Annotated in this window: 23 protein-coding genes; 13 read left to right on the plus strand and 10 right to left on the minus strand. The window is 39.2% G+C overall.

The window, feature by feature from the left end; translation table 11 throughout:
• The first annotated feature begins 118 nt into the window (after positions 1 to 118).
• Positions 119 to 1,795 carry an AsmA family protein gene (locus tag NBG71_RS15130; protein WP_196563627.1) on the plus strand — a complete coding sequence of 559 codons (1,677 nt, stop codon included), beginning with the start codon at positions 119 to 121 and terminating at the stop codon, positions 1,793 to 1,795.
• A gap of 87 nt (positions 1,796 to 1,882) precedes the next feature.
• Positions 1,883 to 2,122 carry a hypothetical protein gene (locus NBG71_RS15135; RefSeq protein ID WP_075671299.1) on the plus strand — a complete coding sequence of 80 codons (240 nt, stop codon included), beginning with the start codon at positions 1,883 to 1,885 and terminating at the stop codon, positions 2,120 to 2,122.
• Between the two features lie 89 nt (positions 2,123 to 2,211).
• Here the strand turns inward: NBG71_RS15135 and rluF are convergent, their stop codons facing one another.
• The 5 genes from rluF to typA all read right to left on the minus strand — a co-directional run bounded on the left by rluF (position 2,212) and on the right by typA (position 7,642).
• Positions 2,212 to 3,093 carry a 23S rRNA pseudouridine(2604) synthase RluF gene (gene rluF, locus NBG71_RS15140; RefSeq protein ID WP_075671297.1) on the minus strand — a complete coding sequence of 294 codons (882 nt, stop codon included), beginning with the start codon at positions 3,091 to 3,093 and terminating at the stop codon, positions 2,212 to 2,214.
• Positions 3,094 to 3,267: 174 nt separating this feature from the next.
• Entirely contained in the window at positions 3,268 to 4,182 is a 915-nt protein-coding gene (fabY, locus tag NBG71_RS15145) for a fatty acid biosynthesis protein FabY (protein ID WP_250916979.1), read from the minus strand.
• 36 nt (positions 4,183 to 4,218) lie between these two features.
• On the minus strand, positions 4,219 to 4,656 hold the full coding sequence (dtd, locus tag NBG71_RS15150) for a D-aminoacyl-tRNA deacylase (protein ID WP_072064855.1): 438 nt from the start codon (positions 4,654 to 4,656) through the stop codon (positions 4,219 to 4,221).
• 67 nt (positions 4,657 to 4,723) lie between these two features.
• Positions 4,724 to 5,341 carry a glucose-1-phosphatase gene (gene yihX / locus NBG71_RS15155; RefSeq protein ID WP_075671284.1) on the minus strand — a complete coding sequence of 206 codons (618 nt, stop codon included), beginning with the start codon at positions 5,339 to 5,341 and terminating at the stop codon, positions 4,724 to 4,726.
• A 465-nt stretch (positions 5,342 to 5,806) separates the two neighbouring features.
• Positions 5,807 to 7,642 (minus strand): ribosome-dependent GTPase TypA, encoded by a 1,836-nt coding sequence (typA, locus tag NBG71_RS15160; protein WP_250916980.1) that lies wholly within the window; start codon positions 7,640 to 7,642, stop codon positions 5,807 to 5,809.
• Positions 7,643 to 8,001: 359 nt separating this feature from the next.
• Between typA and glnA the strand changes: the two genes are divergently transcribed.
• The 3 genes from glnA to glnG all read left to right on the plus strand — a co-directional run bounded on the left by glnA (position 8,002) and on the right by glnG (position 12,078).
• On the plus strand, positions 8,002 to 9,411 hold the full coding sequence (glnA, locus tag NBG71_RS15165; protein WP_075671280.1) for a glutamate--ammonia ligase: 1,410 nt from the start codon (positions 8,002 to 8,004) through the stop codon (positions 9,409 to 9,411).
• A 185-nt stretch (positions 9,412 to 9,596) separates the two neighbouring features.
• On the plus strand, positions 9,597 to 10,643 hold the full coding sequence (gene glnL / locus NBG71_RS15170) for a nitrogen regulation protein NR(II) (RefSeq protein WP_075671278.1): 1,047 nt from the start codon (positions 9,597 to 9,599) through the stop codon (positions 10,641 to 10,643).
• 10 nt (positions 10,644 to 10,653) lie between these two features.
• On the plus strand, positions 10,654 to 12,078 hold the full coding sequence (glnG, locus tag NBG71_RS15175) for a nitrogen regulation protein NR(I) (protein WP_075671276.1): 1,425 nt from the start codon (positions 10,654 to 10,656) through the stop codon (positions 12,076 to 12,078).
• Between the two features lie 20 nt (positions 12,079 to 12,098).
• On the opposite strand, the gene hemN is transcribed toward glnG, so the two are convergent.
• The 5 genes from hemN to NBG71_RS15200 all read right to left on the minus strand — a co-directional run bounded on the left by hemN (position 12,099) and on the right by NBG71_RS15200 (position 18,858).
• The gene (gene hemN / locus NBG71_RS15180) at positions 12,099 to 13,472 is read right to left on the minus strand and encodes an oxygen-independent coproporphyrinogen III oxidase (protein WP_075671274.1); all 1,374 of its coding nucleotides are present in this window, start codon (positions 13,470 to 13,472) and stop codon (positions 12,099 to 12,101) included.
• A gap of 861 nt (positions 13,473 to 14,333) precedes the next feature.
• On the minus strand, positions 14,334 to 14,990 hold the full coding sequence (locus tag NBG71_RS15185) for a DUF799 domain-containing protein (RefSeq protein WP_075671272.1): 657 nt from the start codon (positions 14,988 to 14,990) through the stop codon (positions 14,334 to 14,336).
• Positions 14,987 to 15,340, minus strand: coding sequence for a DUF4810 domain-containing protein (locus NBG71_RS15190; RefSeq protein ID WP_075671270.1), 354 nt, complete (start codon positions 15,338 to 15,340; stop codon positions 14,987 to 14,989). Before NBG71_RS15190 ends, NBG71_RS15185 begins: the two co-directional genes overlap by 4 nt.
• A gap of 24 nt (positions 15,341 to 15,364) precedes the next feature.
• Positions 15,365 to 16,039, minus strand: coding sequence for a CsgG/HfaB family protein (locus tag NBG71_RS15195; protein ID WP_075671346.1), 675 nt, complete (start codon positions 16,037 to 16,039; stop codon positions 15,365 to 15,367).
• A gap of 479 nt (positions 16,040 to 16,518) precedes the next feature.
• Positions 16,519 to 18,858 carry a Tex family protein gene (locus tag NBG71_RS15200; protein WP_075671268.1) on the minus strand — a complete coding sequence of 780 codons (2,340 nt, stop codon included), beginning with the start codon at positions 18,856 to 18,858 and terminating at the stop codon, positions 16,519 to 16,521.
• A gap of 181 nt (positions 18,859 to 19,039) precedes the next feature.
• On the opposite strand from NBG71_RS15200, the gene greB reads away from it, so the two are divergent.
• From greB to phoU, 8 genes are all read left to right on the plus strand, one after another.
• Entirely contained in the window at positions 19,040 to 19,519 is a 480-nt protein-coding gene (greB, locus tag NBG71_RS15205; protein WP_075671266.1) for a transcription elongation factor GreB, read from the plus strand.
• Positions 19,520 to 19,668: 149 nt separating this feature from the next.
• Positions 19,669 to 20,391, plus strand: a complete 723-nt coding sequence (gene ompR, locus NBG71_RS15210; protein WP_075671264.1) for an osmolarity response regulator transcription factor OmpR — start codon at positions 19,669 to 19,671, stop codon at positions 20,389 to 20,391.
• Positions 20,388 to 21,728 (plus strand): two-component system sensor histidine kinase EnvZ, encoded by a 1,341-nt coding sequence (gene envZ / locus NBG71_RS15215; protein WP_075671262.1) that lies wholly within the window; start codon positions 20,388 to 20,390, stop codon positions 21,726 to 21,728. Before ompR ends, envZ begins: the two co-directional genes overlap by 4 nt.
• A 213-nt stretch (positions 21,729 to 21,941) precedes the next feature.
• Positions 21,942 to 22,982 carry a phosphate ABC transporter substrate-binding protein PstS gene (gene pstS, locus NBG71_RS15220; RefSeq protein WP_075671260.1) on the plus strand — a complete coding sequence of 347 codons (1,041 nt, stop codon included), beginning with the start codon at positions 21,942 to 21,944 and terminating at the stop codon, positions 22,980 to 22,982.
• 77 nt (positions 22,983 to 23,059) lie between these two features.
• Positions 23,060 to 24,019 carry a phosphate ABC transporter permease PstC gene (gene pstC, locus NBG71_RS15225; RefSeq protein ID WP_075671258.1) on the plus strand — a complete coding sequence of 320 codons (960 nt, stop codon included), beginning with the start codon at positions 23,060 to 23,062 and terminating at the stop codon, positions 24,017 to 24,019.
• Between the two features lies 1 nt (position 24,020).
• Positions 24,021 to 24,923: a phosphate ABC transporter permease PstA gene (gene pstA, locus NBG71_RS15230; RefSeq protein ID WP_109419320.1), complete on the plus strand. Its 903-nt coding sequence runs from the start codon at positions 24,021 to 24,023 to the stop codon at positions 24,921 to 24,923.
• 29 nt (positions 24,924 to 24,952) lie between these two features.
• Positions 24,953 to 25,729 (plus strand): phosphate ABC transporter ATP-binding protein PstB, encoded by a 777-nt coding sequence (pstB, locus tag NBG71_RS15235; RefSeq protein WP_006534565.1) that lies wholly within the window; start codon positions 24,953 to 24,955, stop codon positions 25,727 to 25,729.
• 14 nt (positions 25,730 to 25,743) lie between these two features.
• Positions 25,744 to 26,478 (plus strand): phosphate signaling complex protein PhoU, encoded by a 735-nt coding sequence (gene phoU / locus NBG71_RS15240; protein ID WP_075671254.1) that lies wholly within the window; start codon positions 25,744 to 25,746, stop codon positions 26,476 to 26,478.
• The last annotated feature ends 165 nt before the right edge of the window (positions 26,479 to 26,643 follow it).

A 26,643-nucleotide genomic window follows, 5' to 3' on the forward strand; every position in this document is an offset into this window, starting at 1 on the left:
GACACTACAAACAAACAAGTTGAATCTCTTTGATTTATCCGATGAATACTTGAGCATCGCCTAGTTTTCAGGCATAACTGTATAATGTTTTGATGGAGTATAAAACGGGAGAAGGATTATGCGCTGGCTGATGAAAAGTTTGGTATCTCTGATACTTATCGTTATTTTATTTATTATTATAATTTACGCTTTTATTCAGACTCAGTGGGGCGCGCAGAAAACCAGTGAATGGCTGACACAATACACTGACTATGATATTCGCTTCTCAGGTATTGAGCATGATCTTATGCAACCTGAGCAAGTCATTGTTCATGATCTCCTCGTTAATCCTAAACAAGACAAAGCCACTGTATCGGCAAAATCAGCACAAATTCGATTTAATTGGCAATTTTTTACCACGCCTTCTCATCTGCAAAAAATCACATTAGAAAATGGCAATATTGAGTTTGCAGACAAAACACCTTCAATCCCCTTAAGTGCCGATATCTTACAATTTAAAAATATGGCGCTAAACAGTAAAAAAAATAATTTTTCTTTTGATGCCAAGAAAGTAACAGGTGGTATTACGCCATGGGTCCCAACATCAACTGACTTGATAGGGGCAGGCCATTTCCAATTTTCTATTGCTAACGGCATGATAAATAATAATGAATTCAGTAATTTTATTATCTCTGGGCAATATCAGCCCAATAGTATTCAAATAGAGAAATTAGGTACTCGCCTACTTAATGGCTCACTATCTTTGAGTGGGCAATATCAAGATAATCAATGGAAATTTGATGAGGTTTATATGAATGGGTTGCGCTGGCAATCCTCGCAAACCTTTAATGAATTAATTCAGTCTCTCTCTGAATATCCTCGTATTAGTATAAGAGCACTTAATATTGTTGATTTTACTGCTGAAGGAAAACAGTGGGCAGTCAGTGGCTTTGATGGGCAATTTTCTCAGTTTAGTTGGGATAACGCTCTTTCATTTACAACTGGTGAACTCAATACAAATGATGTTGTTTTTCAAGATGAACACTTCACTGATCTTATTGCAAAACTCAACCAGCAGAACAATCAACTCAATCTAGATAGCCTCAGCCTACGCTACGAGAAAGGCTTAATTAAACTTGCTGGCCATTGGAATAAAGACAACAAAAGCATCACGATCCAAGACGCTACATTATCGGGCTTTTTATATACACTACCTGAAAATTGGCTCACTTTTTTAGCTAAACCAATAGATGATAAGAGTAATATTCAAAATATCACTATCGAACAGTTATCTATCAATCAATCCATTTTGATTGATATCACGCCAGAATTTCCATTCCAATTCACTAACTTAACAGGAAAATTGCAAAATTTAATGATTGCAAAAGAAGGTGAATGGGGATTATGGCAAGGCTCTGCAGTATTTAATGCTGATAGTGGTACATTAAATCGTATTGAATTACGCCGCCCTGATTTAAAAATTATCACTCAACAAGACAACGCTATCGTTGAGCAATATTCAGCATTTATTGGTGATGGCATTGTTCGAGGTTCAGCCGGTTTAGTGCAATCTAACCAACAGCGCCAATTTTCACTTATTGCTAATGGACTCAATGTTCCTTTATCAATACCTTACACATTAGGTTTCAAAACAACCTACTCTGACGAAGTAGGCCAATTCTCACTAAAACTGAAAGGTGATTTACGCTCAAGCCCAGTGGAATCAACACTTAATGGTACATTAACTGGAAGTAAAGGTGAGCAACAAATACTCAACTCAGTGATACAAAATGGCGAAATAATTAATCACCGATAATATTGATCTTTCGCAGGAGCACGGATTGCTCCCTTTATAAAAAGCGTTACAATGCGCTATTGCCCTTTTCTTTATTGTGGAGTTTTCATGTCTGACGAAGATTTTTCCCCTGAAAAAATATCTTTAAATGCGTTTCAACAATCTCCTTTAACTGCACTTGAAGATAACAGCACACTGCTTGTGTGTGATGACAACAAAACTCCGTTGTTCTATTGCCTTTCTAAAGAAGACTACGATGCATTGATTGAACGAGTTATGGATGCTGAACTTGCAGCGATCGTACTTGAACGTCGCCAAAATAAATTAGATGAACTTGATTTAGACTAATCTTATCGATGTATAATTTGTCTTAAATAGAACAAACAAAAAACACCCTTTCAGATGTTTTTTGTTTTATCGCGTCTTCAAAAATGAACTTAACGTTTTTTCTTTTTACGGCCAGGCTGAACAAAACGCTTACGGGAATTATTTTCCGTTTCTTTGGTTTTTGTTTGAGGAATATGAATACCCAATGCTTTTGCATTACTACTGATTTGTTTTTTCGGCTTATTTTGCTTTGGCTTTGGTGGTGCTTCAGAAGTTGATTTTTCAATCGCTTCAAATAAGGTAATTAGTTCATCATCGGTCAAATCACGCCATTCACCAACAGGCAATCCCGATAAACTCACATTCATAATACGAATGCGTTCAAGCTTAGTGACTTCATAACCAAAATATTCACACATACGACGAATTTGACGATTTAATCCTTGAACTAAGGTAATACGAAACACCATCGGCGCTTCTTTCTTAACCTTACATTTCTTGGTTTTTTGTCCCATGATAGGAACACCAGCACCCATTCCATGAATAAACTCATCTGTGATCGGCTTATTCACTGTCACAAGGTACTCTTTTTCGTGATCATTACCTGCACGTAGGATTTTATTCACTAAATCGCCGTGGTTGGTCAGGAAAATCAATCCTTGTGAATCTTTATCTAAACGTCCAATTGGGAAAATACGAGTACTGTGGTTAACATAGTCAACAATATTATCTTTTTCGCCATCATCTGTGGTACTGACAATACCCACTGGCTTATTCAGTGCAATCAAAACCAGCTCAGAGTTATCCTGTGCTTCAATCAATCGACCATTGACTTTGACTTCATCGCCAGCAAATACTTGGTCGCCAATACTGGCGCGTTTGCCATTAATAAGGACAAGTCCTTGCTCAATATAACGGTCAGCCTCACGGCGTGAGCAGATCCCGCTTTCACTGATATATTTATTAAGACGAGTAGATAAATTGGTGTCCATGCTTCCCTCCGTAAACTGCGAAATATACATCAATTGGATAGCGATAGAAACACTATAAAATAAGCATCAAAGTATAGATTGATTATCCCCACACTTTAACGTAAGAAAAATAACAAAAATGTCTGTAAGAATGGTAAAAAATAGATTAAATTCAATAAATTACAAAACACACATTTAACACTGCTTATTTTGTGTAGGTAAAACAATATAAGTCCCACTAAAAACAGCACCGACACCTTCATCACCACAAATATCAACATCTAGCTTAATGCGGGCCTTACTGCCCTTCGCTAATCGCCCTAAATCCCCGCTTAAATTTTCCATATCTGCAACAGCTGCAGGGCGTCCTGATACAGGTTTGCGATAACGAATATGAGCATCCACCAGCACAATATCGCCTTGCAGCTTATGCTCTCGCATTAATAGCCAAATCAATCCCCAACCTGTTAATGTTGCGAGTGAAAATTGGCTTCCTGCAAAAATAGTGTAATGAGGGTTTTGGTTTCCCGCTTCTGGGATAGTGGTATAAAAACGAGTTCCCGTATATTGAGTAATACGTAATCCCATTTTCTCACTTAAAGGTATATGTTGGTGCCACTGTTTTTGTAATTCAGCACACCAATCTGGTCGATGAAGAATGTCATCTAAAGACTCAATGCTTTTTTTCATAAAAAAGTGCTTAATGGGTGTGGTTTGAGGGCCAGTGACTAGACCACAATTTTCATAACCCAATTTTTCAAAGAAGTTTACAGACTCTTCTCTTGCACTACACACGATCCGTTTTATACCTTCTTGGCGAGCCAATGATTCTAGCGCCATAGCGACAAGAGTGCCTAAGCCTTTACCTTGTGCATCGGTACGTACTGCCATAAAGCGGATAGCGCCTTCGTTATCCGCATTAATATAAAGCCGTCCAATCGCGACAGGTTGTCCAGTTTCATCGACAACCATTTGGTGATGAGCAAAGGTATCATAACCGTCTTTTTCAGAGCCTTCTGGTTGATGTAGAGGTTTACGAAGCATTTCCCAACGAAAAGCATAATAGGAATCAAATTCCGCCTCTGTTTTTGGGGTTCGCAAATGGTACATATCAGAGCTCCTTTTAACATCACTATATGTTCGACGTTATACCTGCAACCAAAAGGTGACTGGACCGTCATTAGTCAGTGTGATTTGCATATCCGCGGCGAATTGGCCTGTTTGTGTTTCTAAACCTTGTTGCTGACATTGTTCTATAAAGTAGTGGTAGAGGTTTTTCGCTAATTCAGGGGGCGCACCATTCGAAAAACCAGGGCGCATTCCTTTTTGTGTTTCTGCTGCCAGTGTGAATTGAGAGACGACTAATAAACTACCACCTGCTTGTTGCACATTTAGGTTCATTTTATCGTTTTCATCGCTAAATATGCGATAACCGCACACTTTTTCACATAATCTTTTGGCTTTCTGTTCGTTGTCATCTTTCTCTACACCTAATAAAACCAACAAACCTTGATTAATAGCGCCGACTGTTTCACCAGCAATATCTACTTTTGCCTGTGTCACTCGTTGAATTAACGCGATCATACTCTCTCCAAAATAAATCAATAAAAAAGGATAACAAATTCAATCCATTGTTATCCTTACAATAGCATTATTCTTCTACAGGGAGAGAAAAATCATAATCTTTGAAATAATCAATGACTGTTTGTTTATCAATAACATGTACACCTTTCATACCCACAGCAATAGCTGCATCAACATTGGCTTTCACATCATCAAAGAAAACGGCATCTTGTGCTTCAATGTCTTCAGACTGTAAAACATACTTATAAATTTCAGGATCAGGTTTTCTCATACCGATATCTTGAGATAGATAGAGGAAATCGGCGGAGGCTGCTATTTCAGGATAGTGTTCAGGCCAGTAATTTTGATGTAAACGATTAGTATTTGATAACACCACAACCCGATGTCCTTGCTCTCTTAACTTATTCATTATATCAATGACTTCAGGGCGTAATGCGACGAAAATAGCTTGCCATCCTTCTGCAAACTGTTCAAAGCTTAAATTCATTTCTAATTCTGAACTGATTTCTTCTGCAAATTCGATGTCTGTAATATTACCGCGTTCGTGTAATTTAAAGATCTCTCCTGTGGTGAAGTTCTTTTTTATGTTCGCTAATGGAACACCACTGAGTTTACTCCATACTGCGAATACCCGGTTAAAATCGATATCAATAATCACATTACCCATATCAAAGATATAAAGCATAAATCCTCTCCATAATAGAAAACTCATTTTACTTTAATCATAAATCGCTTTACTGAACAGGCTTAAACGCTAAAAAGTACAATAATCACACTTAATTTTTTTGTAAAACATAAAACCAGAATAGGTGAAGATGAAAAATGAGACTAAAAGCATCATTATCCATGATGCATAATAGGGTGGATGATGACTTTTGATATTGATACCAGAAAAAAACACTTAAGTTGTAAATGTAAGTTGAGGAATAAAAGATAAGAAAAGAGATGAAAGAAGAGAAGAGAAAAACTTATGCGGTGGCAAATTTTCCACCGCATTCGTCTTATAGTACAACTAGTACCATATACTCTAAATAATTTAAGTTACAGCTAGGCGACTAATTAAGCGCAGCCAATTCTGTAACTTGAAGTATGACGAGTATAAACTCAGGGCGCTAACGCGCCCTAAGAATTATGTTATCAGAATAACGAATTAGTCTTTGTTACGGTAAGCGCGACGACGATCGTTTTCTGACAGATAACGCTTACGCAGACGAATAGACTGCGGAGTAACTTCAACTAACTCATCGTCATCAATAAATTCTAATGCTTGCTCTAACGTTTGCTTAATGTGCGGCGTCAGTGTTGTCGCTTCATCCGTACCAGAAGCACGCATGTTAGTCAGCTTTTTACCTGTTAAGCAGTTTACTGTTAAGTCATTAGAACGAGTATGAATACCAATGATTTGGCCTTCATAAACTTCTGCACCATGAGTAACAAATAATTTACCGCGATCTTGTAAGCTATACAGTGCGTAAGCAACGGCTTTACCTTGACCATTAGAGATCATAACACCGTTATTACGACGACCGATTTCACCTGGGCGAACATCATCATAGTGACTGAATGTTGCATACAGTAAACCAGTACCTGATGTCATAGTCATAAATTCAGTACGGAAACCAATCAGACCACGGCTAGGAATAATGTAGTCTAAACGTACACGTCCTTTACCATCTGGTTGCATATCACGCATTTCGCCTTTACGCTCACCCATCGCTTGCATCACATCACCTTGGTGTTGTTCTTCAATGTCGATAGTAACTTGTTCGAAAGGCTCTTGTTTACGACCGTCAATATCACGGAAGATAACTTTAGGACGAGATACACCTAATTCGTAACCTTCACGACGCATATTTTCAATCAGAACTGACAGGTGAAGCTCACCACGACCTGATACACGGAATGCATCTGGATCTTCAGTTTCTTCTACACGTAATGCTACGTTATGGACTAACTCTTTTTTCAGACGATCTAAAATCTGACGAGAAGTCACAAACTTACCTTCACGACCACAGAAAGGTGAAGTATTAACACAGAAATACATGCTAACAGTTGGTTCATCAACGGCTAATGCAGGTAATGCTTCAACAGCACCTGTTTCACAGATCGTATCAGAAATATTCAGTTCACCTAAGCCTGTGATTGCGATGATATCGCCAGCTTCAGCAACATCTACTTCGATACGTTCTAAGCCTAAATGACCTAACACTTTACCGACTTTACCGTTACGAGTATTACCTTCGCTATCGATGATAGTCACTTGCTGGTTAGGTTTAACCTTACCACGCTTGATACGACCGATACCGATAACACCTAGGTAGTTGTTGTAGTCCAACTGAGAAATTTGCATCTGGAATGTGCCTTCCAGATCAACTTTTGGTGGCTCTACATATTTGACAATAGCTTCATATAACGGAGTCATATCTTCAGCCATGTCATTGTAATCTGTTCCCGCAATACCGTTTAATGCAGATGCATAGATAATTGGGAAATCAAGTTGTTCGTCAGTTGCGCCTAAGTTTACGAACAGGTCAAATACCTGATCAACAACCCAGTCTGGACGCGCACCAGGGCGGTCAACTTTATTGATAACAACAATTGGTTTTAAGTTGTTAGCAAACGCTTTTTGTGTCACAAAACGAGTTTGTGGCATTGGGCCATCCATCGCGTCAACCAGCAATAGAACGCAGTCTACCATAGACATAACGCGTTCTACCTCACCACCGAAGTCGGCGTGTCCTGGGGTATCTACGATATTGATACGATAGTCATTCCATTTAATCGCTGTATTTTTCGCAAGAATAGTAATTCCGCGCTCTCTTTCGAGATCATTTGAGTCCATCACGCGCTCAGCAACGGTTTCACGTTCGCCGAACGTACCAGATTGCTGTAGTAATTTATCGACGATAGTTGTTTTACCATGGTCAACGTGGGCGATGATGGCGATATTACGCAAGTTTTCGATCACAAAATTTGCCTCAGGCATTGTAGAAATAAGCGCAGTATTGTACACGCTTTAGACGAGAGACTAAACAAGATCACAATAATGATTGCTTAACAATATGCAATTAATTGAATTGTGATCCTTTTCACGCCTCAGAATTTAGTAGCATCCGTTCGATTGCACCAAAACAGTGCAACTAATTAGGCTTAATTTGCACCAACTTTGTGCAATAATTAAAAAATCACAGGAGATATTCTACACTAAACTTCATCAATACAGTATATATCCCTTTTTAGATAAGTTGGCATGCTTTTCGCAATAGAATTTAGGTGAGCAAAAAATTCACCGAAAAATGTGTAAGGCCACTGCACTCAATAAAACCATTCGCCAGGAGAGTTCCTATGTCCCTTGAACATGTATTATCCATGATTGAAGAACATAAAGTTAGATATATTGACTTACGTTTCACTGATACCCGCGGTAAAGAACAACACCTTACTATTCCGGCTCATCAGGTTAACGATGATTTCTTTGAAGAAGGAAAAATGTTCGATGGTTCTTCTATTGGTGGCTGGAAAGGCATTAACGAATCAGACATGGTACTGATGCCAGATGCAACAACCGCAATGCTTGACCCATTTTTCCAAGATCCAACCCTGATTATTCGTTGTGACGTTTTAGAACCTGGCACAATGAAAGGTTACGATCGCGATCCACGTTCTATCTCAAAACGTGCTGAAGATTTTTTAAAATCAAGTGGTATCGCAGACACAGTGCTGTTTGGACCAGAGCCAGAATTCTTCCTGTTTGATGATATTCGTTTTAAAAACGATATTTCAGGTGCTTCTTACGCTATCAATGATATTGAAGCGGCTTGGAACACTAACACGAAATATGAAGACGGTAACAAAGGGCACCGCCCAATGGTTAAAGGGGGGTATTTCCCACTGCCACCTGTTGATTCATCACAAGATATTCGTTCTACCATGTGTAACATTATGGAAGAAATGGGCTTAGTTGTTGAAGCTCACCACCATGAAGTAGCAACTGCTGGCCAAAATGAAGTGGCAACCCGCTTTAATACTATGACCAAAAAAGCAGATGAAACCCAAATTTATAAATACGTGGTACAAAACGTCGCTCACGTATTTGGTAAAACCGCGACCTTTATGCCGAAACCATTAGTTGGTGATAACGGTTCAGGTATGCACTGCCATATGTCACTGTCTAAAAACGGCGTAAACCTGTTTGCAGGCGACAAATACGGCGGATTATCTGAAATGGCGCTGTATTACATCGGCGGTATTATCAAACATGCTCGTGCATTAAATGCATTTACTAACCCAACTACTAACTCTTACAAACGTTTAGTTCCAGGTTTTGAAGCACCTGTAATGCTGGCTTACTCTGCACGTAACCGTTCAGCGTCAATTCGTATTCCAGTTGTTGCTAGCATGAAAGCACGCCGTATTGAAGTACGTTTCCCAGATCCGTTAGCAAACCCTTACCTTGCGTTTGCTGCGCAGTTAATGGCTGGTCTTGATGGGATTATCAATAAAATTCACCCTGGTGATGCTATGGATAAAAACCTCTATGACTTACCACCAGAAGAAGCGAAAGAGATCCCAACTGTCGCAGGTTCATTAGAAGAAGCATTAAATACATTAAATGCAGATCGTGAATTTTTAACTCGCGGTGGCGTATTTACTGATGATGCTATTGATGCTTACTTAGAGTTATTACGAGCGGATGTTCAACGTGTACGTATGGCTCCGCATCCTCTTGAATTTGAAATGTATTACAGCGCTTAAGACTATTTTTACTAATAAACACTTAAGCCTAGATGTAAAACTGTTTTTTTTGCCGTGAAGCTATTTTGCCCATCTTCGGATGGGCACTTTTCTCCCACTTAAGGAGTCAGTCTTTTCACTTACGCATTGGTTCATTAATGTAATAAAGGTAAGATGCACTAAAATGGTGCAATGGGGTATTCAATATGGAAACGGCAGACTTACCTGACAACACATTAATTTTAGACTCACTGATACACTCTGTATTAGTTATCAATAAAGAGTTTATTATTTGCTACGCAAATCATTCTGCGTTACAGGTTTTAGCACAAAGCCGTCGAAAATTATTTGAAACGCCTTTCACTGCCCTTTTCAGCTATTACTCTTTTGATGCTGATTTAATGCGTGAAACATTAGCGAATGGACAAAGCTTTACCGACAATGAAGTGATATTGGTTGTCAATAACCAATCACACACAATGTCGCTCAGTGCCCAACCTATTTCCGAGCAACATATTTTGCTGGAACTGGCGCCTATGGATAGTCAACGCCGGTTAAGCCAAGAGCAGATCCAACAAGCCCAGCAAATGGCTGCTAGGGAATTGGTTAGGGGGCTGGCACATGAAATAAAAAATCCATTAGGAGGATTACGAGGCGCGGCTCAGTTGCTGGCAAAATCCTTACCTGATCCAGCATTAACGGAATACACGCAAGTCATTATTGAACAAGCTGATCGCCTACGTGTGCTGGTGGACAGATTACTCGGCCCTCAACATCCAGGGACAAAAACACATCAGAGCATTCACCATGTTGTTGAGCGCGTTGCTCAGCTTATTTCACTTGAATGCCCTGAAAATGTCACCTTACTAAAAGATTACGATCCGAGCTTACCTGAGTTATCTCATTACCCAGATCAAATAGAACAAGTACTCCTAAATATTACACGTAATGCGTTACAAGCCGTTGAAAAAACAGGAGGGACGATTATTTTACGTACCCGTACTGCTTTTCAAGTCACACTTCATGGCGAACGCCATCGCCTTGTTGCTCGCATTGATGTGATTGATACCGGTGATGGTATTCCTCCTCATCTGCAAGATACACTTTTTTATCCCATGGTTAGTGGTCGAGAAGGTGGCAATGGGTTGGGGTTATCTATTGCACGTAATTTAGTGGATCAGCATGCTGGTAAAATTGAATTTACTAGTTGGCCCGGAAATACTGAATTTTCTATTTATTTACCAATTAAGTAGGAGATAACCAATGCAAAAAGGAAATGTATGGGTTGTTGATGATGACAGCTCTATTCGCTGGGTACTTGAACGCGCTATTTCTCGTGAAGGTCTGTCATGTAAAACCTTTGAACATGCGAATGATGTACTTAATGCACTTAATGCAGAAATACCTGATGTATTGTTATCAGACATTCGCATGCCTGATATTGATGGTTTATCTCTTCTAAAAATAATTAAAGAACAATACCCAACTCTGCCCGTGATTATTATGACAGCACATTCTGATCTCGATGCTGCTGTTAATGCTTATCAACAAGGGGCATTTGATTACTTACCAAAGCCGTTCGATATCGACGAAACGTTGGCATTAATTGATCGCGCCATTACTCATTATCGTGAGCAAAAACAACCGAATACCAATGAAACTTCGTTGCAATCAGTTTCAGATATGATTGGTGAAGCTCCTGCAATGCAAGAAGTTTACCGTATTATTGGTCGGCTCTCTCGCTCTTCAATTAGTGTACTGATTAATGGGGAATCAGGGACAGGGAAAGAGTTAGTGGCACATGCATTACATCGCCATAGCCCAAGGGCTTCCTCTCCTTTTATTGCCTTAAATATGGCAGCCATCCCTAAAGATTTGATTGAATCAGAGCTTTTTGGTCACGAAAAGGGTGCATTCACAGGGGCTTCTCAAGTACGTCAAGGCCGATTTGAACAAGCGAACGGTGGCTCATTGTTTCTTGATGAAATTGGCGATATGCCTCTCGATATTCAAACACGTTTACTGCGGGTTCTTGCTGAAGGGCAATTCTATCGAGTCGGTGGTTATGCCCCTGTAAAAGTCGATGTGCGTATTATTGCCGCTACACATCAAGATTTAGAAAAACGAGTTCAAGTAGGCGATTTTCGTGAAGATCTCTATCATCGGCTCAATGTAATACGCATTCAGTTACCTCCATTACGCGATAGAACCGAAGACATTCCCAGCCTAGCGCGCTATTTTCTACAAAAAACAGCTAAAGAATTAGGTGTCGAAACCAAAGTGCTTCATCAGCAAAGTTTGCAAATAATGATGGAATACAACTGGTCAGGTAACGTCAGACAATTAGAGAATGTGTGTCGCTGGTTAACCGTAATGACGGCAAGCCAAGAGATTATGCCTCAAGATTTACCACAAGAAATTCGCCAACCAGATGAGAAAGCCAAAAATATCAGTCGAATTGCATCTTCTCAACATTGGTCACAACATCTTTCATTATGGGCAGATGAAGCATTAGGGGAAGGGAAAGAAAACATCTTAACAGATGCCCTACCTCAATTTGAACGCACGCTATTACTTAGTGCCTTGGCATACACACAAGGGCATAAACAAGAGGCAGCAAGATTATTAGGTTGGGGTAGAAATACATTAACCCGTAAATTAAAAGAGTTAGGGATAGAGGAATATTGATCCTCTACCCTCTTCATCGATTAAATAACACGCGAGAATTGGCGTTGGCGCATTTGATTTCGTAAATAAGTATCAAAACACATACAGATATTACGAATAAGCAAACGTCCTCGTGGTGTAACTTGAATACCATCTGCTGTTATTTCAACTAAACCGTCATCCTTCATTGGCACGAGTAATTCTAAATCTTCTTTAAAGTAGTCATGGAAGACAATATTGTGCATTTTTTCAATATCTGAAAAATGCAGACTAAAATTACAAATTAAGGTTTTAATTACATCTCGGCGAATACAATCATCATTAGTCAGAGATAAACCTCGCCATAGTGCATTCCCTTCACTATTTACACGCGCATAATACTCTTTCAATACTTTTTCATTTTGCGCATAGTTATCGCCTAACATACTTATTGCAGAAACTCCCATACCTAATAAGTCACACTCTTCATGAGTGGTATAGCCTTGGAAATTACGATGTAAAATACCTTTGCGCTGAGCAACTGCTAATTCATCATCAGGTTTAGCAAAGTGATCCATACCAATAAACTGATAGCCGTTTGTTGTCAGCGTAGAAATTGTTTCTTGTAATATTTCTAATTTTTCTTCAGCTAAAGGGAGATCTTCATCTTTAATTTTACGCTGAGCGGCGAATAAATTAGGCAAATGTGCATAATTGAAAACACTCAATCTATCAGGTGATAATTCAATAACGCGTTTTAATGTAAAGGCAAAACTCTCTTTAGTTTGCTTAGGTAAACCATAAATTAAGTCAATGCTAGTGGAGTGAAAACCCACTTCACGCGCACGCTCTACCAATGCAAAAATAAACGCTTCATCTTGCTCTCGATTGACTTTTTGTTGTACTTCTTTATTGAAATCTTGCACACCCATACTTAGGCGATTAAATCCTTCATGACGCAGATGGTCGATAACATCTAGCTCAATTTCACGAGGATCGATTTCAATAGAGAGTTCTGCATTATCAACAAAATGAAAATGATGGCGTAATAGCGAAACCAATCGGCTAATTTGTTGCTTATCCAGAAAAGTAGGTGTACCCCCACCCCAATGCATCTGAGTCACTTTTCTGTCTTTAAAATAACGAGCTCTGTTAATAATTTCTTTTTCTAAAACATCAAGATATTCATCTGCCTTATGTTTATGCCGCGTGATAATTTTATTACAGCCGCAGAAATAGCACAGCTTATGGCAGAAAGGAATATGAATATAAAGCGATAAAGGGCGCTCAAGATAACGTTGAGTCGCTTTGATAAAATCATCATCGCCATATTGCTGATTAAACTCTAATGCTGTTGGGTATGATGTATAGCGAGGACCTGAATAGTTATACTTATGGATCAGGTCAAGATCCCAAATAATTGTTTGTTCTGACATGCCTCTACCTTCCAAAAGTGAACCGCTGATATTTCATACCAGCTAACAGACATTATGAATATCTGAAAGAGTAGTGTAACCAATAAATCAGGAACTGAATATGATCGAAAGGGGTATCGTATAAATCCCTTTCTTCTTATTGATAGGCGATAACACTCAAATACACGACGTGATGTAAATCACATTATGTAAAAATAATCTTATCCATTAAAGAAATTCATGAATAAATTAAGTTTATTCAATATGTTAGTAATTTCAATTCATACTGAAATATCAGAAGAAAACTTTTACGCCGAGTTTAAAACGATATATTACTCAAAATACGATTTAAATTAATTAAATATCTCGTTATATTAGTTTTATTATTCTTTTATTCCCTCTTAATTCGATGATTATAATAATAGTAACAATTATATCTTTACCTAAATTATAATATTACATATCCTAGAGACAAACATTGATTAATATCCAACTAAGTCGTGTTTTGATTTAAATTTGAGGCTCATTTAAAGAATAAAGGTCGCTATATTACAAGGAAAGATAGCATCCCCCATACCTTATCTTATTCTAATTGACGTTTCTCTTATTTAATCAGTCTCTTTTATATACCCGAATTATGGATTATTAACCACGGAAGGAAACGGACTAGCAACCAAGGATGGTTTATCTCTTCAATAACAATTCATCTCTTTTATTCACTCTTCTATTTGACGTTTATCTTACAATAAATATATGTAGTATTACCTAGCATCAAATAAGAATAATTATTATTTATTACTTATAAATAAAATAAGACTCTACTTATTCTAAAGTTAATAAGCAGAGCCTTTCTCTTTATTATGCTTATTTTATAGCATTTATTTATTCTGCTTCTTTACCATAATTAGGAGAACGAGGGCCATACAAAATACCATTCGCATTTCCAGCAGAAAGTAAACGGACACTGGTTATGCCTGCAATTTGATAGCTTTTATCTGATACTGTATTCACGATTTGATTCACAACCGCTGAAACCAGCATCCCGACTAAACTACTCGATGAACCTTCTGTTTCTGTACTTGATGCCGTTGCAGAGCTGCTCCACAACACACCACCATTACGAAGATCAACAAGCTTAGCAGCAACAGTAACTCTCGTATCACTAGAAATAATTTGATATGACGTTCCAAATTCTGTGATATCTAAGTATAAAACAGTATCAGCACCAAAGATTTCACGTAATTTATTAGGACTTACTGCATGAATATCCCCAGCCATTGATAAGCCATTTTGTTTAAATGTCTCTTCAACGACAGCTACAGGGAACACATAATATCCTGCTTCCGCCAATGGATATGTCACTTGAGATAAGAAACTGTGTCCAGCTCCAACTTCTGTTGTATGGTTTTGAGGCACCAAGACTAAAATGCTTTTTGGTTTACTCTGTTTAAATGCGGAGTAATCTGTTTTAACAGGCTGGGCACAACCCGTTAATATCAGCGCAAAGGCCAAACAAATTAAAGTGAATAAGCGACTCATTTTTGCATTCCTTTATTTTTCATCAAGCGATCCATAAATTCCGCTGATTCTGGGTAAAGTGCTTTCTCTTCACTAAATTCAGCCATAGCTAAATCTAACGCACCCGTTGCACCGTATAACATACCTAAATGTGCATGTAATCCTGGTGGAATACCCAATGATTTGGCACGAGAAAGCTCAATACTTTTCTTTAATGCATCGATTTGTGCTTGAGGATCACTTTCACTTTGCTGATAGTACTGATACACCACTTGTTGATAACTATCCCAGTTATAAAGTGGTTTAGGGCCACTTGCACAGCCCGTCAGCAATAATGCCCCCAAAACAAGGCTTATTAATGATTTAGACATCGTTATATCCTTATAAAATGTGCATTATTTTGAAGGCTGCCAAGCATTACTTTCAATACCTGCAACTAAGTTATTAACCGCTTCACGAATAGCTAAATCAAGCACTTTACCGTTAAGTGTTGAGTCATAGCTTGCTGTTCCACCAAACCCAATGATTTCACGATTAGAAAGCTCGTATTCACCCGCACCTTGAGATGAGAACACCACTTCTGAGGTATTCACATTCACAACGTTTAAATTCACTTTGGCATAAGCAACTTGTGTTTTACCTCGGCCTAAAATACCGAATAATTGGCGGTCACCAACTTCTTTACGGCCAAATTCAGTGACATCGCCAGTGATAACATATGTTGCACCTTTTAACTGTTGGCTTTGTCCTTTAATGCCAGCTTCTTCTTTTAATTCAGATAAGTTAGCTCTATCTAATACATTAAAACGCCCTGTTTGCTGTAAGTGCGTCATTAAAATCGTTTTAGATTGATTTCCTAATCTATCTACTCCATCAGAGAATATTCCATTCATATAACTAGAACGGTTATCAAACTTACCAATAGAAATAGCGCTCTTAGTGCCCGTATAAGTTGTGTTATAGGTTGCAACTTTAGCCACTTCTAAAGAGCGTGAAGATTCTGATGCACACCCTGCAAGTAATGATGCAGAAACCAAGATCAAACCAAGCGATAATTTATTTAAATTCATATTAATAACCCAATAAAGGTGAAATAAACCCATAGATATTCATTCTATTAATTGAAATAGAGTTGATATAAACGGAAATAATAATTTTCAGTTTTAGCTCATATAGCCCAAACTTATAAACCTCAGTAATAATAAGGTTAAAAGATAAGTCAACTCTTATTTATAATATAAAGGCAATCAGCGACGGGGAGAATAGAAGATAAGTGATAAAAATCATAACAAATAAATATAGAGATAAAATAGAGGATCCTTTATCTATTATTTTATCAATATCACTTAAGTCAGTTTAAAATTGAACTGATAAAAAAATGAAAAAGAATTTGTACAATGTTGCTATTTAATTAGTTTTTATAAATATCTTTATCTAAAAAAATATCTAAATAACGTGTAATAAAAACGTGATATAACCAATATTGGTTATATCACGCTCATTATTTTCATCCTTTTTACCAACTAATACCGTAGCAATAAATGCGCTCTTAGCGTTTTTTTCCAAATGCCGCAGCTAAAGCGTCACCCATTGCACTATTTCCCGCATTATTACCATTATTTATTGACTGGCGGTTATTACGAGTTGGTTTCTGTCCTTTGTTGTTTCTAGCTGAATTCGTGTTATTTGATGATGATTGTTTTTTATCACTATCACCTGCGACTTCATCTAAACGCATAGTCAGTGCAATGCGCTTACGAGCTAAATCAACCTCTAGAACTTTAACTTTAACAATATCGCCCGTCTTCACCACTGTGTGTGGATCTTCAATAAATCGGTCGGCTAAAGAAGAGATATGAACCAAGCCATCTTGGTGTACACCAATATCAACGAATGCACCGAAATTAGTCACGTTAGTCACAGTTCCTTCAAGGATCATCCCACTGACTAAATCATTCATCGTTTCGACACCCTCAGCAAAGGTTGCAGTTTTAAACTCTGGACGTGGGTCACGCCCTGGTTTTGCTAACTCTTTTAAGATGTCATTAATTGTTGGTAAACCAAATTGCTCTGTAATAAATGCTCTAGCATCTACTTGTGAAATTAGGGCGCTATTGCCCATCAAATCATCAATTTTTTGATGTGTAGATTGCAGGATATTTTCAACTACTGGGTATGCTTCAGGGTGAACCGTTGAGGCATCTAGTGGATTTTTACCATCACGAATACGTAAGAAACCAGCGCATTGCTCAAAGGCTTTCGGCCCTAAACGCGCCACTTTAAGCAGCTGTTTTCTATCAACAAAACGACCGTTTTCATCACGCCAACTAATGATATTTTGAGCAATAGATTGGCTAAGTCCAGCAACTCGCGTTAATAACGGCACTGATGCTGTATTTAAATCAACACCAACACCATTCACACAGTCTTCAACGACAGTATCAAGTTTTCTCGCTAATAATGTTTGGCTAACATCATGCTGATACTGGCCAACCCCAATAGATTTAGGATCAATTTTCACAAGTTCAGCCAAGGGATCTTGTAAGCGACGCGCGATAGAAACCGCACCACGGATAGAAACATCCAAATCAGGGAATTCATTAGCCGCAAGCTCTGACGCTGAATACACCGATGCACCTGCTTCACTGACAATCACTTTCTGCGCTTTGACTTCTGGGTAGCGTTTTACTGTTTCAGCGAAAAAGCGCTCTGTTTCACGAGATGCCGTACCATTACCAATCGCCACCAGTTCAACATTATGCTTAATACACAACGCAGCGACACTTGCCGCCGCTTTATCTGCTTGTCCTGTATGTGGATAAATAGTATCTGTGGCAATTAATTTACCAGTGCTATCAACAACCGCAACTTTAACACCGGTGCGTAAACCAGGATCAAGCCCCATTGTGGCACGCATACCAGCAGGAGCCGCCATCAGTAGATCATTAAGATTACGAGCAAAAACATTAATCGCTTCTTCTTCCGCTTTTTCTCGTAATTGGCCCATCAATTCTGTTTCAATATGCATTAAAACTTTAATGCGCCAAGTCCAACTAACAACAGCTTTACGCCAGCTATCAGCAGGTTGATTATTTAAACGTAATCCTAAATGTTCCGTGACCAGTTGTTCACCGTAGCTCTCTTTAGGCGCTTCTTCAAATTGTGGATCTGGATTCAGTGATAATTGAAGGATCCCTTCATTTCGACCACGAAACATCGCTAATGCACGGTGAGAAGGAACATTCGCGATAGGCTCATGGTGATCAAAATAATCACTAAATTTCGCTCCTTCGACCTCTTTGCCTTCAATCACTTTGGCAACAAGATGCGCATTTTTCCATAAATATTGACGAACTTTTGCTAATAATCCGGCATCTTCTGAAAAACGCTCCATTAAAATGTAACGCGCACCATCTAAAGCTGCCTTCGTATCATCAACACCTTTTTCTGTGTTGATATAAGCGGTTGCCGTTTCTTCTGGATTATTTTGTGGTTCATTCCACAGTAAATCCGCTAAGGGTTCTAATCCATTCTCAATCGCAATCTGGCCACGGGTACGACGTTTAGGCTTATAAGGAAGATAGAGATCTTCCAATTCTGTTTTGCTTTGAGTTTCATTAATTGAAGAACGTAATTCTGGTGTCAGTTTTCCTTGTTCTTCAATTGATTTTAAAATAGTTTGGCGGCGATCATTGAGTTCCCGTAGGTAACCGAGGCGAGTTTCTAATTGACGTAATTGCGTATCATCTAATCCGCCTGTGACCTCTTTACGATAACGGGCAACAAATGGCACCGTATTCCCTTCATCCAGTAACGTTATGGCCGAAAGGACTTGCTGGGGCTTAACCGAGAGCTCATCTGCAATAATTCGGCTTAATGATTCATTCATAAAATATTTACCTACCGAGAGGAATAATTAAAAAAGATGCCTATTATACACGCAGAGCACTAAAAAAATTTGGCAAATTTCCCATCTAGCTCGACAATTATGAGGAAATTAACAGATTATTTTAACATTCACGCTATAGTACCTTTATGAAATTCAATGTTGATGATAGTTTTTATTCGTAATGGCAAAAAGTAACTATATTACTCGTGATGGCTGGTATGCCTTAGACAAAGAGCTAAAATATCTTTGGAAAGAAGAGCGACCGCGTGTTACACAATCGGTTTCAGAAGCAGCTGCTCAGGGCGACCGTTCAGAAAATGCTGAATATATTTATGGAAAGAAGCGATTACGTGAAATTGATAGACGTGTTCGTTTTTTATCAAAACGTCTTGATGAATTAAAAATCGTTGATCCTGATCCTCGCCAAGAAGGAAAAGTCTATTTTGGTGCTTGGGTCACACTTGAAGATGATGACGAAAACGTCAAAACCTTTAGGCTTGTGGGTCCCGATGAGTTTGATCCAGCAAAACAGTGGATTTCTATTGATTCCCCTGTTGCCAGAGCGCTTATTGGTAAGCAAGTTGACGATGAAATTTGTGTGCAGACACCAGGTGGTGAAGTTAATTACTGCGTATTATCTATCAAATATTATTCGGAATAAGATAAATAAATAGTTTTATCCCCTTCAGTAAAGCGAATGAACAAGTTTTATCTATAAATTATTAACATTTATTCTTTGGTTTTGGTTTAATATTCTTAACGATGATAGAATTCGCTAATAAAAGCATTTGCACTTCGGGAGCTTAAAAAATGCAAGAAAGTTATAAAGTGCTAATCGTGGATGATGATTTACGTCTGCGTTCACTCTTAGAGCGCTATTTGACAGAGCAGGGTTTTCAAATCCGTACTGCTGCAAACGCCGATCAGATGGATCGTCTGCTCACTCGCGAATCTATCCATCTTATTGTGCTCGATTTAATGCTTCCAGGTGAAGATGGCCTATCTATTTGCCGTCGCTTAAGAAGCCAAAACAACCCTATCCCTATTATTATGGTTACAGCAAAAGGGGAAGAGGTTGATAGAATTGTTGGACTTGAAATTGGTGCTGATGATTACATATCAAAACCATTTAACCCAAGAGAATTACTCGCACGTATTCGTGCCGTTCTTCGTCGTCAAGCGAATGAATTACCTGGCGCACCTTCGCAAGATAACGCCATTATTACTTTTGGTAAGTTCAAGCTAAATCTGGGTACACGTGAAATGTTCCACGAAGAAGAGCATATGCCTCTGACTAGTGGTGAATTTGCTGTATTGAAAGTGCTGGTATCACACCCTCGTGAACCTCTTTCTCGTGACAAATTAATGAGTCTTGCTCGTGGTCGAGAATACAGTGCTATGGAGCGTTCAATTGACGTTCAAATCTCTCGTTTACGTCGCATGATTGAAGAAGATCCAACACACCCTCGTTACATTCAAACAGTTTGGGGTCTTGGTTACGTCTTTGTCCCTGATGGAACCAGTGCTCAATGAGAAGGCTGAGGCTTTCTCCTCACAATAAACTAACACGCTCGTTATTTCTGGTTATCTCGCTCCTCTTTTTTAGCTTGATAGCCAGTTATATCGTTGTGCAACACCTTATTGTTGGGCCAAGCCTTCAGCAATTTAATAAAGTATTAGCGTATGAAATACGTGCTTTAATGCCTGAGGAACTGATCCTCGTTGATGGTACCCCACTAAAAATTTCCCCTGCTTTACGTAATAAAATCTATAACGAATTAGGCATTTCTTTCTTTGATAAAAAAGCAGCACTTGAAGAAGGGCTTTATTGGGCAAAAATAGATGATGAGTTAAGTGAGCAGATGACTGAACATCTGGGGGGAAAAACCGAAATTTGGATCGAAAACACGCTGGAATACCCTGTTTTATGGGTCAATACGCATATGTCGCCCTCGCTTTGGATACGTGTTCCGTTGACTGAATTAGGGCAAAATTTCTTACTCCCTGTTTATCGACAAGCGATCATTTTTATTATTATCGTTGTCGCTTTTTTCTGGCTCTATAGCCGTTTTCAAAATCGCCCACTAAATGAAGTGGAATATGCAGCGCGTCGCATTGGAAAAGGGGTTATTCCTCCTCCCATTCCTGAATCTGGCTCTTCTGAAATGCGCTCAATTATTCGAGCCTTTAACCAGATGTCATCAGGAATTCGCTCATTAGATAATGATAGAACACTCGTTATGGCAGGTGTCAGCCATGATTTGCGTACACCATTGACGCGAATTCGTCTGGCAACTGAAATGATGAGTCCCGAAGATAGCTACCTCGCAGACTCTATCAATAAAGATATTGAAGATTGTGATGCCATTATTGGGCAATTCTTAGACTATATGCGCACAGGTAAAGAGATGTCTTTAGAACTATGTAATATGAATAATCTATTACAAGAAGTCATTTCAGCCGAATCTAATTCGGGAAAAATCAGCGAAGAACATCTTCATCCTGAGCCTATTAATATCACAGCTAACCCTATTGCAGTAAAACGAGCACTCGCCAATATGATTGTGAATGCCACTCGCTATGGTAATGGCTGGATAAGCGTTTCAAGTGGAAAAAATGAAGAGTATGCTTGGTTCCAAGTTGAAGATGATGGTCCCGGCATTCCACAAGAAGATAGACAACGTCTTTTCCAACCATTTGTTCAAGGTGAACAAGCGCGTAGCTCAACAGGTGCGGGTTTAGGATTATCTATTATTCGCCGTATTATGGATGCCCACGGCGGTTATGTTGAGCTTGATGATAGCGTTAAAGGCGGATTACTTATCCGTGCTAACTTCCCATTAAAAGAGCGCAATGATGAGGACGATTAGTCCTTTCTATTCAAGTATTGAAGTGCTTTTTTATTACGCCATTTCCATTCTAATTTCTCTCCTCCTACAAATATTTCATCATTTTTTTGCTTTGTCATAAAACTGTCACAATTAAGACATTTAATTGTCATCAAACTGACCTATTGTCTGTGCGTACCGTAACCGAAGTTGATAGATGTCGAAAATTATTCTACCTATCCCACAGGAGGGATTATGAAACTGATGCGTACCACCCTGACTAGTGTCATTGCCGCTGCGTTTTCAATGACCGCTCTTTCTGCACAGGCAACGACCTCGCTGACTGGTGCTGGCGCAACGTTCCCTGCCCCAGTTTATGCTAAATGGGCAGATTCCTATCAGAAAGAAACGGGTAACAAAATTAACTACCAAGGCATTGGATCCTCTGGTGGTGTTAAACAAATCAATGCAAATACTGTTGATTTTGGTGCTTCTGATGCACCATTAACAGACGAAAAATTACAAGCTGATGGTTTATTCCAATTCCCTACCGTGATTGGTGGCGTTGTTATGGCAGTCAATATTCCTGGTATCAAATCAGGTGAACTGACCTTAGACGGCGATACTATCGGTAATATCTATCTAGGTAAGATCCAAAAATGGAACGATCCTGCCATTAGCAAACTCAATCCGGGCGTAAAATTACCAGACCAGAATATCGCGGTTATTCGCCGTGCTGATGGTTCAGGAACATCTTTCGTTTTCACTAGTTATTTATCAAAAGTAAATAGCGCATGGAAAGATGAAGTAGGCGCTGGCTCTACTGTTAAGTGGCCGACAGGCTTAGGTGGAAAAGGGAATGATGGTATCGCAGCATTCGTTCAACGTGTACCAGGTTCAATTGGTTATGTTGAATATGCTTATGCGAAACAAAACAACCTTGCTTATACTAAATTAGTCACAGCTGATGGCGAAGTAATTGCACCAACAGCAGATAGCTTTAGTGCCGCAGCAAGAAAAATTGATTGGAGCAAAAGCTTTGCACAAGACCTAACTAACCAGAAAGGTGAAAATGCATGGCCGATTACTTCAACGACCTTTATCTTAGTGCATCAAAAACAGCAAAATGCAGAAAAAGGTAAAGAAGTGCTGAATTTCTTCAATTGGGCTTACGACAAAGGTAATCAAGAAGCGAAAAATCTAGATTACGCCGTATTACCAGTCGAAGTTGTAGAACAAATTCGTGCAGCATGGAAAACTAGTATTAAAGACAGTAATGGTAAGCCGATTTACTAATAAAATCGGTAGCCATTAAGAGATAAGTTAACGTTCACCCCCTGCTAAACAGGGGGTAATAAATTAAAAGAGGCTTTATGGCCGAGCATACAACGGTAATAAAGGCCCCTAGTAAACGAGGGGACGTTATTTTCAGCGCACTGGTTCGTCTAGCTGCGTTGATTACACTTTTGCTTTTAACAGGTATCATTGTTTCACTGATTTTCGCCTCATGGCCAAGTATTCAACAATTCGGCCTTTCATTCTTATGGTCGAAAGAGTGGGATCCTCCTGCTCAGGAGTTTGGGGCATTAGTGCCTATTTACGGCACCATTGTAACGTCAATCATCGCGCTGGTTATTGCCGTTCCTGTCAGCTTTGGTATCGCTCTTTTCTTAACTGAATTAGCCCCTAATTGGTTAAAACGACCGTTAGGTATCGCTATTGAGTTACTCGCGGCTATTCCAAGTATTGTCTATGGTATGTGGGGGCTATTTGTTTTCGCACCGCTCTTTGCAACCTATTTCCAAGAGCCTGTAGGCAATGTGCTTTCTTCTATCCCTATCGTTGGCGAGCTTTTCTCAGGCCCTGCTTTTGGTATTGGTATCTTAGCTGCGGGCGTTATCCTCGCTATCATGATCATTCCTTATATTGCGTCTGTAATGCGCGATGTGTTTGAACAAACGCCTGTTATGATGAAAGAGTCTGCCTACGGCATTGGCTGTACAACATGGGAAGTGATTTGGAATATCGTTCTACCTTATACCCGAAATGGCGTTATCGGTGGTGTGATGTTGGGATTAGGACGCGCCTTAGGTGAAACTATGGCAGTAACCTTTATCATCGGTAATACCTACCAATTAGACTCCGCCTCGCTGTTTATGCCGGGTAACAGTATTACGTCTGCATTAGCGAACGAATTTGCTGAAGCAGAAACGGGATTACACACTGCCGCATTAATGGAATTAGGGCTTATCCTGTTTGTCATCACCTTTATCGTCCTTGCGATTTCTAAGTTTATGACATTACGTTTATCAAAAAATGAAGGAGCGCGCTGATATGTCTAAAACATCCTCTTCTTCATTGCGAGTTCAAACAGAAAACGAATTGCGTGTACGCCATAAACGCCAACTTTGGCGCCGTCAAAAAAACCGTATCGCACTGTTTTTGTCTGTCTCAACCATGGCATTTGGTCTTTTTTGGTTAACGTGGATTTTATTCTCCACCTTCACCAAAGGCTTTGATGGTATGTCATTAGCCCTTTTCACAGAGATGACTCCGCCACCTAATACGGAAGGTGGTGGATTGGCAAATGCTATTGCCGGTAGTGGATTACTCATCCTTTGGGCAACCGTGATTGGAACACCATTAGGCATTCTTGCAGGGATTTATCTTGCTGAATATGGTCGTCGCTCATGGCTTGCTGAAACCACACGTTTTATTAACGATATCTTGCTGTCAGCGCCATCCATTGTTGTCGGGCTCTTTGTCTACACCATTGTTGTCGCACAGATGCAGCACTTTTCAGGATGGGCAGGAATTATCGCATTAGCGTTACTGCAAATTCCTATTGTTATTCGCACCACTGAAAATATGTTGAAGTTAGTGCCTGATAGCTTACGCGAAGCCGCTTACGCATTAGGAACACCAAAGTGGAAGATGATCTCTAAAATCACCTTAAAAGCCTCGGTTTCAGGCATTATCACAGGTGTGTTATTAGCGATTGCGCGTATTGCAGGCGAAACTGCACCACTGTTATTTACTTCACTATCAAATCAATTCTGGAGCACAGACTTAAACGAACCGATAGCTAACCTACCTGTGACTATCTTTAAGTTCGCCATGAGTCCTTTCGCTGAATGGCAAGAACTTGCTTGGGCTGGCGTATTACTTATCACCCTCTGTGTTCTATTTATCAATATTATTGCGCGCGTGCTATTTGCTAAACGCAAGCACGGTTAACGCAGAAAGTTAAGCAAGAGAGACGTTGAATGATTATGGCTAATGATAACGCAGGAAATAAAATTCAAGTTCGTGATTTGAACTTCTACTACGGTAAATTCCATGCGCTGAAAAATATCTCTTTAGATATTGCCAAAAATAAGGTAACTGCATTTATCGGCCCTTCTGGCTGTGGTAAATCAACCTTACTGCGTACTTTTAATAAAATGTATGAGCTTTATGGTGAACAACGTGCAGAAGGTGAAATTCTGCTAGATGGCAACAATATCCTGACAGATAAACAAGATATTGCGTTATTACGCGCCAAGGTCGGAATGGTATTCCAAAAACCAACCCCTTTCCCGATGTCAATCTATGACAACATCGCCTTTGGTGTACGTTTATTCGAAAAATTGTCTCGCGCTGATATGGATGAACGAGTTCAGTGGGCTTTGACTAAAGCCGCATTATGGAATGAAACTAAAGATAAATTACATCAGAGTGGATATAGTCTTTCTGGCGGTCAACAACAACGTTTATGTATAGCACGCGGTATCGCTATTCGTCCTGAGGTTTTATTACTTGATGAGCCTTGTTCAGCACTTGACCCAATCTCAACAGGTCGTATTGAAGAACTTATCAGTGAACTCAAATCAGAATATACCGTAGTTATCGTGACACATAACATGCAACAAGCAGCACGTTGTTCTGATTACACAGCATTTATGTATTTAGGTGAGTTAATTGAATTTAGCGATACGGATACGTTATTTACGCGTCCTGCAAAAAAACAAACTGAAGATTACATCACTGGGCGTTATGGCTGATAACGAGGCAATAAATGGATAATTTAAATCACAATAAGCATATTTCTGGTCAATTTAATGCTGAGTTAGAGCATATCCGTACTGAGCTGATGGTTATGGGTGGGCTTGTTGAAGAGCAACTGAAAAAAGCTGTTATGGCAATGCATAATCAAGACCAAGCATTGGCAAACGAAGTTATTCAAGGTGACCATAACGTCAATATGATGGAAGTCGCTATTGATGATGCGTGTATGCGAATTATTGCTAAACGCCAGCCAACAGCGAGTGACTTACGTTTAATTATGGCGATATCAAAAACGATCGCTGAACTAGAACGTATTGGCGATGTTGCTGAAAAAATCTGTAAAACCGCACTTGAAAAGTTTTCACACCAGCATCAACCACTGCTCGTGAGCTTAGAATCTTTAGGCCAACACGCTATACAAATGCTTCACGATGTTCTTGATGCCTTTGCGCGTATGGATTTAGATGAAGCAGTACGTATCTATCGTGAAGACGCTAAAATTGATAACGAATATGAAGGTATCGTCCGTCAATTAATGACTTATATGATGGAAGATCCTCGCACCATTCCTAGTGTACTCACCGCACTATTTTGTGCGCGTTCTATTGAACGTATCGGCGACCGTTGTCAGAACATTTGTGAGTTTATTTTCTATTACGTAAAAGGTCATGATTTCCGCCATTTAGGAGGCGACCAAGTAGAAAAAATGCTAACAAGAAGTGACGACAGTAACGCTTCTAAATAAATTTCTCTCTCTTTTTCTTCTCTTCAAAACAGCGACATAATTGTCGCTGTTTTTTTTATTCACTCATAAATGAATACCGTTCTAGCTCAACACTTTTTCTCATCTTATTCCTTAAAAGCATATTCATATCAATTTTTATTATTTTATGAACTTAGATCAACTTGA

The sequence above is a fragment of the Proteus sp. FZP2095 genome (genome assembly GCF_023701425.1).
GTDB classification, from domain to species: domain Bacteria; phylum Pseudomonadota; class Gammaproteobacteria; order Enterobacterales; family Enterobacteriaceae; genus Proteus; species Proteus cibarius.

What these genes read in the sequence shown, in the direction of transcription:
- NBG71_RS15195 (WP_075671346.1), bottom strand. Translation starts at nt 16,039, where the DNA reads ATGAATTTAAATAAATTATCGCTTGGTTTGATCTTGGTTTCTGCATCA.
- typA (WP_250916980.1), bottom strand. Translation starts at nt 7,642, where the DNA reads ATGCCTGAGGCAAATTTTGTGATCGAAAACTTGCGTAATATCGCCATC.
- pstC (WP_075671258.1), top strand. Translation starts at nt 23,060, where the DNA reads ATGGCCGAGCATACAACGGTAATAAAGGCCCCTAGTAAACGAGGGGAC.
- NBG71_RS15190 (WP_075671270.1), bottom strand. Translation starts at nt 15,340, where the DNA reads ATGTCTAAATCATTAATAAGCCTTGTTTTGGGGGCATTATTGCTGACG.
- greB (WP_075671266.1), top strand. Translation starts at nt 19,040, where the DNA reads ATGGCAAAAAGTAACTATATTACTCGTGATGGCTGGTATGCCTTAGAC.
- glnL (WP_075671278.1), top strand. Translation starts at nt 9,597, where the DNA reads ATGGAAACGGCAGACTTACCTGACAACACATTAATTTTAGACTCACTG.
- dtd (WP_072064855.1), bottom strand. Translation starts at nt 4,656, where the DNA reads ATGATCGCGTTAATTCAACGAGTGACACAGGCAAAAGTAGATATTGCT.
- ompR (WP_075671264.1), top strand. Translation starts at nt 19,669, where the DNA reads ATGCAAGAAAGTTATAAAGTGCTAATCGTGGATGATGATTTACGTCTG.
- NBG71_RS15200 (WP_075671268.1), bottom strand. Translation starts at nt 18,858, where the DNA reads ATGAATGAATCATTAAGCCGAATTATTGCAGATGAGCTCTCGGTTAAG.
- yihX (WP_075671284.1), bottom strand. Translation starts at nt 5,341, where the DNA reads ATGCTTTATATCTTTGATATGGGTAATGTGATTATTGATATCGATTTT.
- phoU (WP_075671254.1), top strand. Translation starts at nt 25,744, where the DNA reads ATGGATAATTTAAATCACAATAAGCATATTTCTGGTCAATTTAATGCT.
- rluF (WP_075671297.1), bottom strand. Translation starts at nt 3,093, where the DNA reads ATGGACACCAATTTATCTACTCGTCTTAATAAATATATCAGTGAAAGC.
- pstB (WP_006534565.1), top strand. Translation starts at nt 24,953, where the DNA reads ATGATTATGGCTAATGATAACGCAGGAAATAAAATTCAAGTTCGTGAT.
- NBG71_RS15130 (WP_196563627.1), top strand. Translation starts at nt 119, where the DNA reads ATGCGCTGGCTGATGAAAAGTTTGGTATCTCTGATACTTATCGTTATT.
- NBG71_RS15135 (WP_075671299.1), top strand. Translation starts at nt 1,883, where the DNA reads ATGTCTGACGAAGATTTTTCCCCTGAAAAAATATCTTTAAATGCGTTT.
- envZ (WP_075671262.1), top strand. Translation starts at nt 20,388, where the DNA reads ATGAGAAGGCTGAGGCTTTCTCCTCACAATAAACTAACACGCTCGTTA.
- glnA (WP_075671280.1), top strand. Translation starts at nt 8,002, where the DNA reads ATGTCCCTTGAACATGTATTATCCATGATTGAAGAACATAAAGTTAGA.
- pstA (WP_109419320.1), top strand. Translation starts at nt 24,021, where the DNA reads ATGTCTAAAACATCCTCTTCTTCATTGCGAGTTCAAACAGAAAACGAA.
- fabY (WP_250916979.1), bottom strand. Translation starts at nt 4,182, where the DNA reads ATGTACCATTTGCGAACCCCAAAAACAGAGGCGGAATTTGATTCCTAT.
- pstS (WP_075671260.1), top strand. Translation starts at nt 21,942, where the DNA reads ATGAAACTGATGCGTACCACCCTGACTAGTGTCATTGCCGCTGCGTTT.
- hemN (WP_075671274.1), bottom strand. Translation starts at nt 13,472, where the DNA reads ATGTCAGAACAAACAATTATTTGGGATCTTGACCTGATCCATAAGTAT.
- glnG (WP_075671276.1), top strand. Translation starts at nt 10,654, where the DNA reads ATGCAAAAAGGAAATGTATGGGTTGTTGATGATGACAGCTCTATTCGC.
- NBG71_RS15185 (WP_075671272.1), bottom strand. Translation starts at nt 14,990, where the DNA reads ATGAGTCGCTTATTCACTTTAATTTGTTTGGCCTTTGCGCTGATATTA.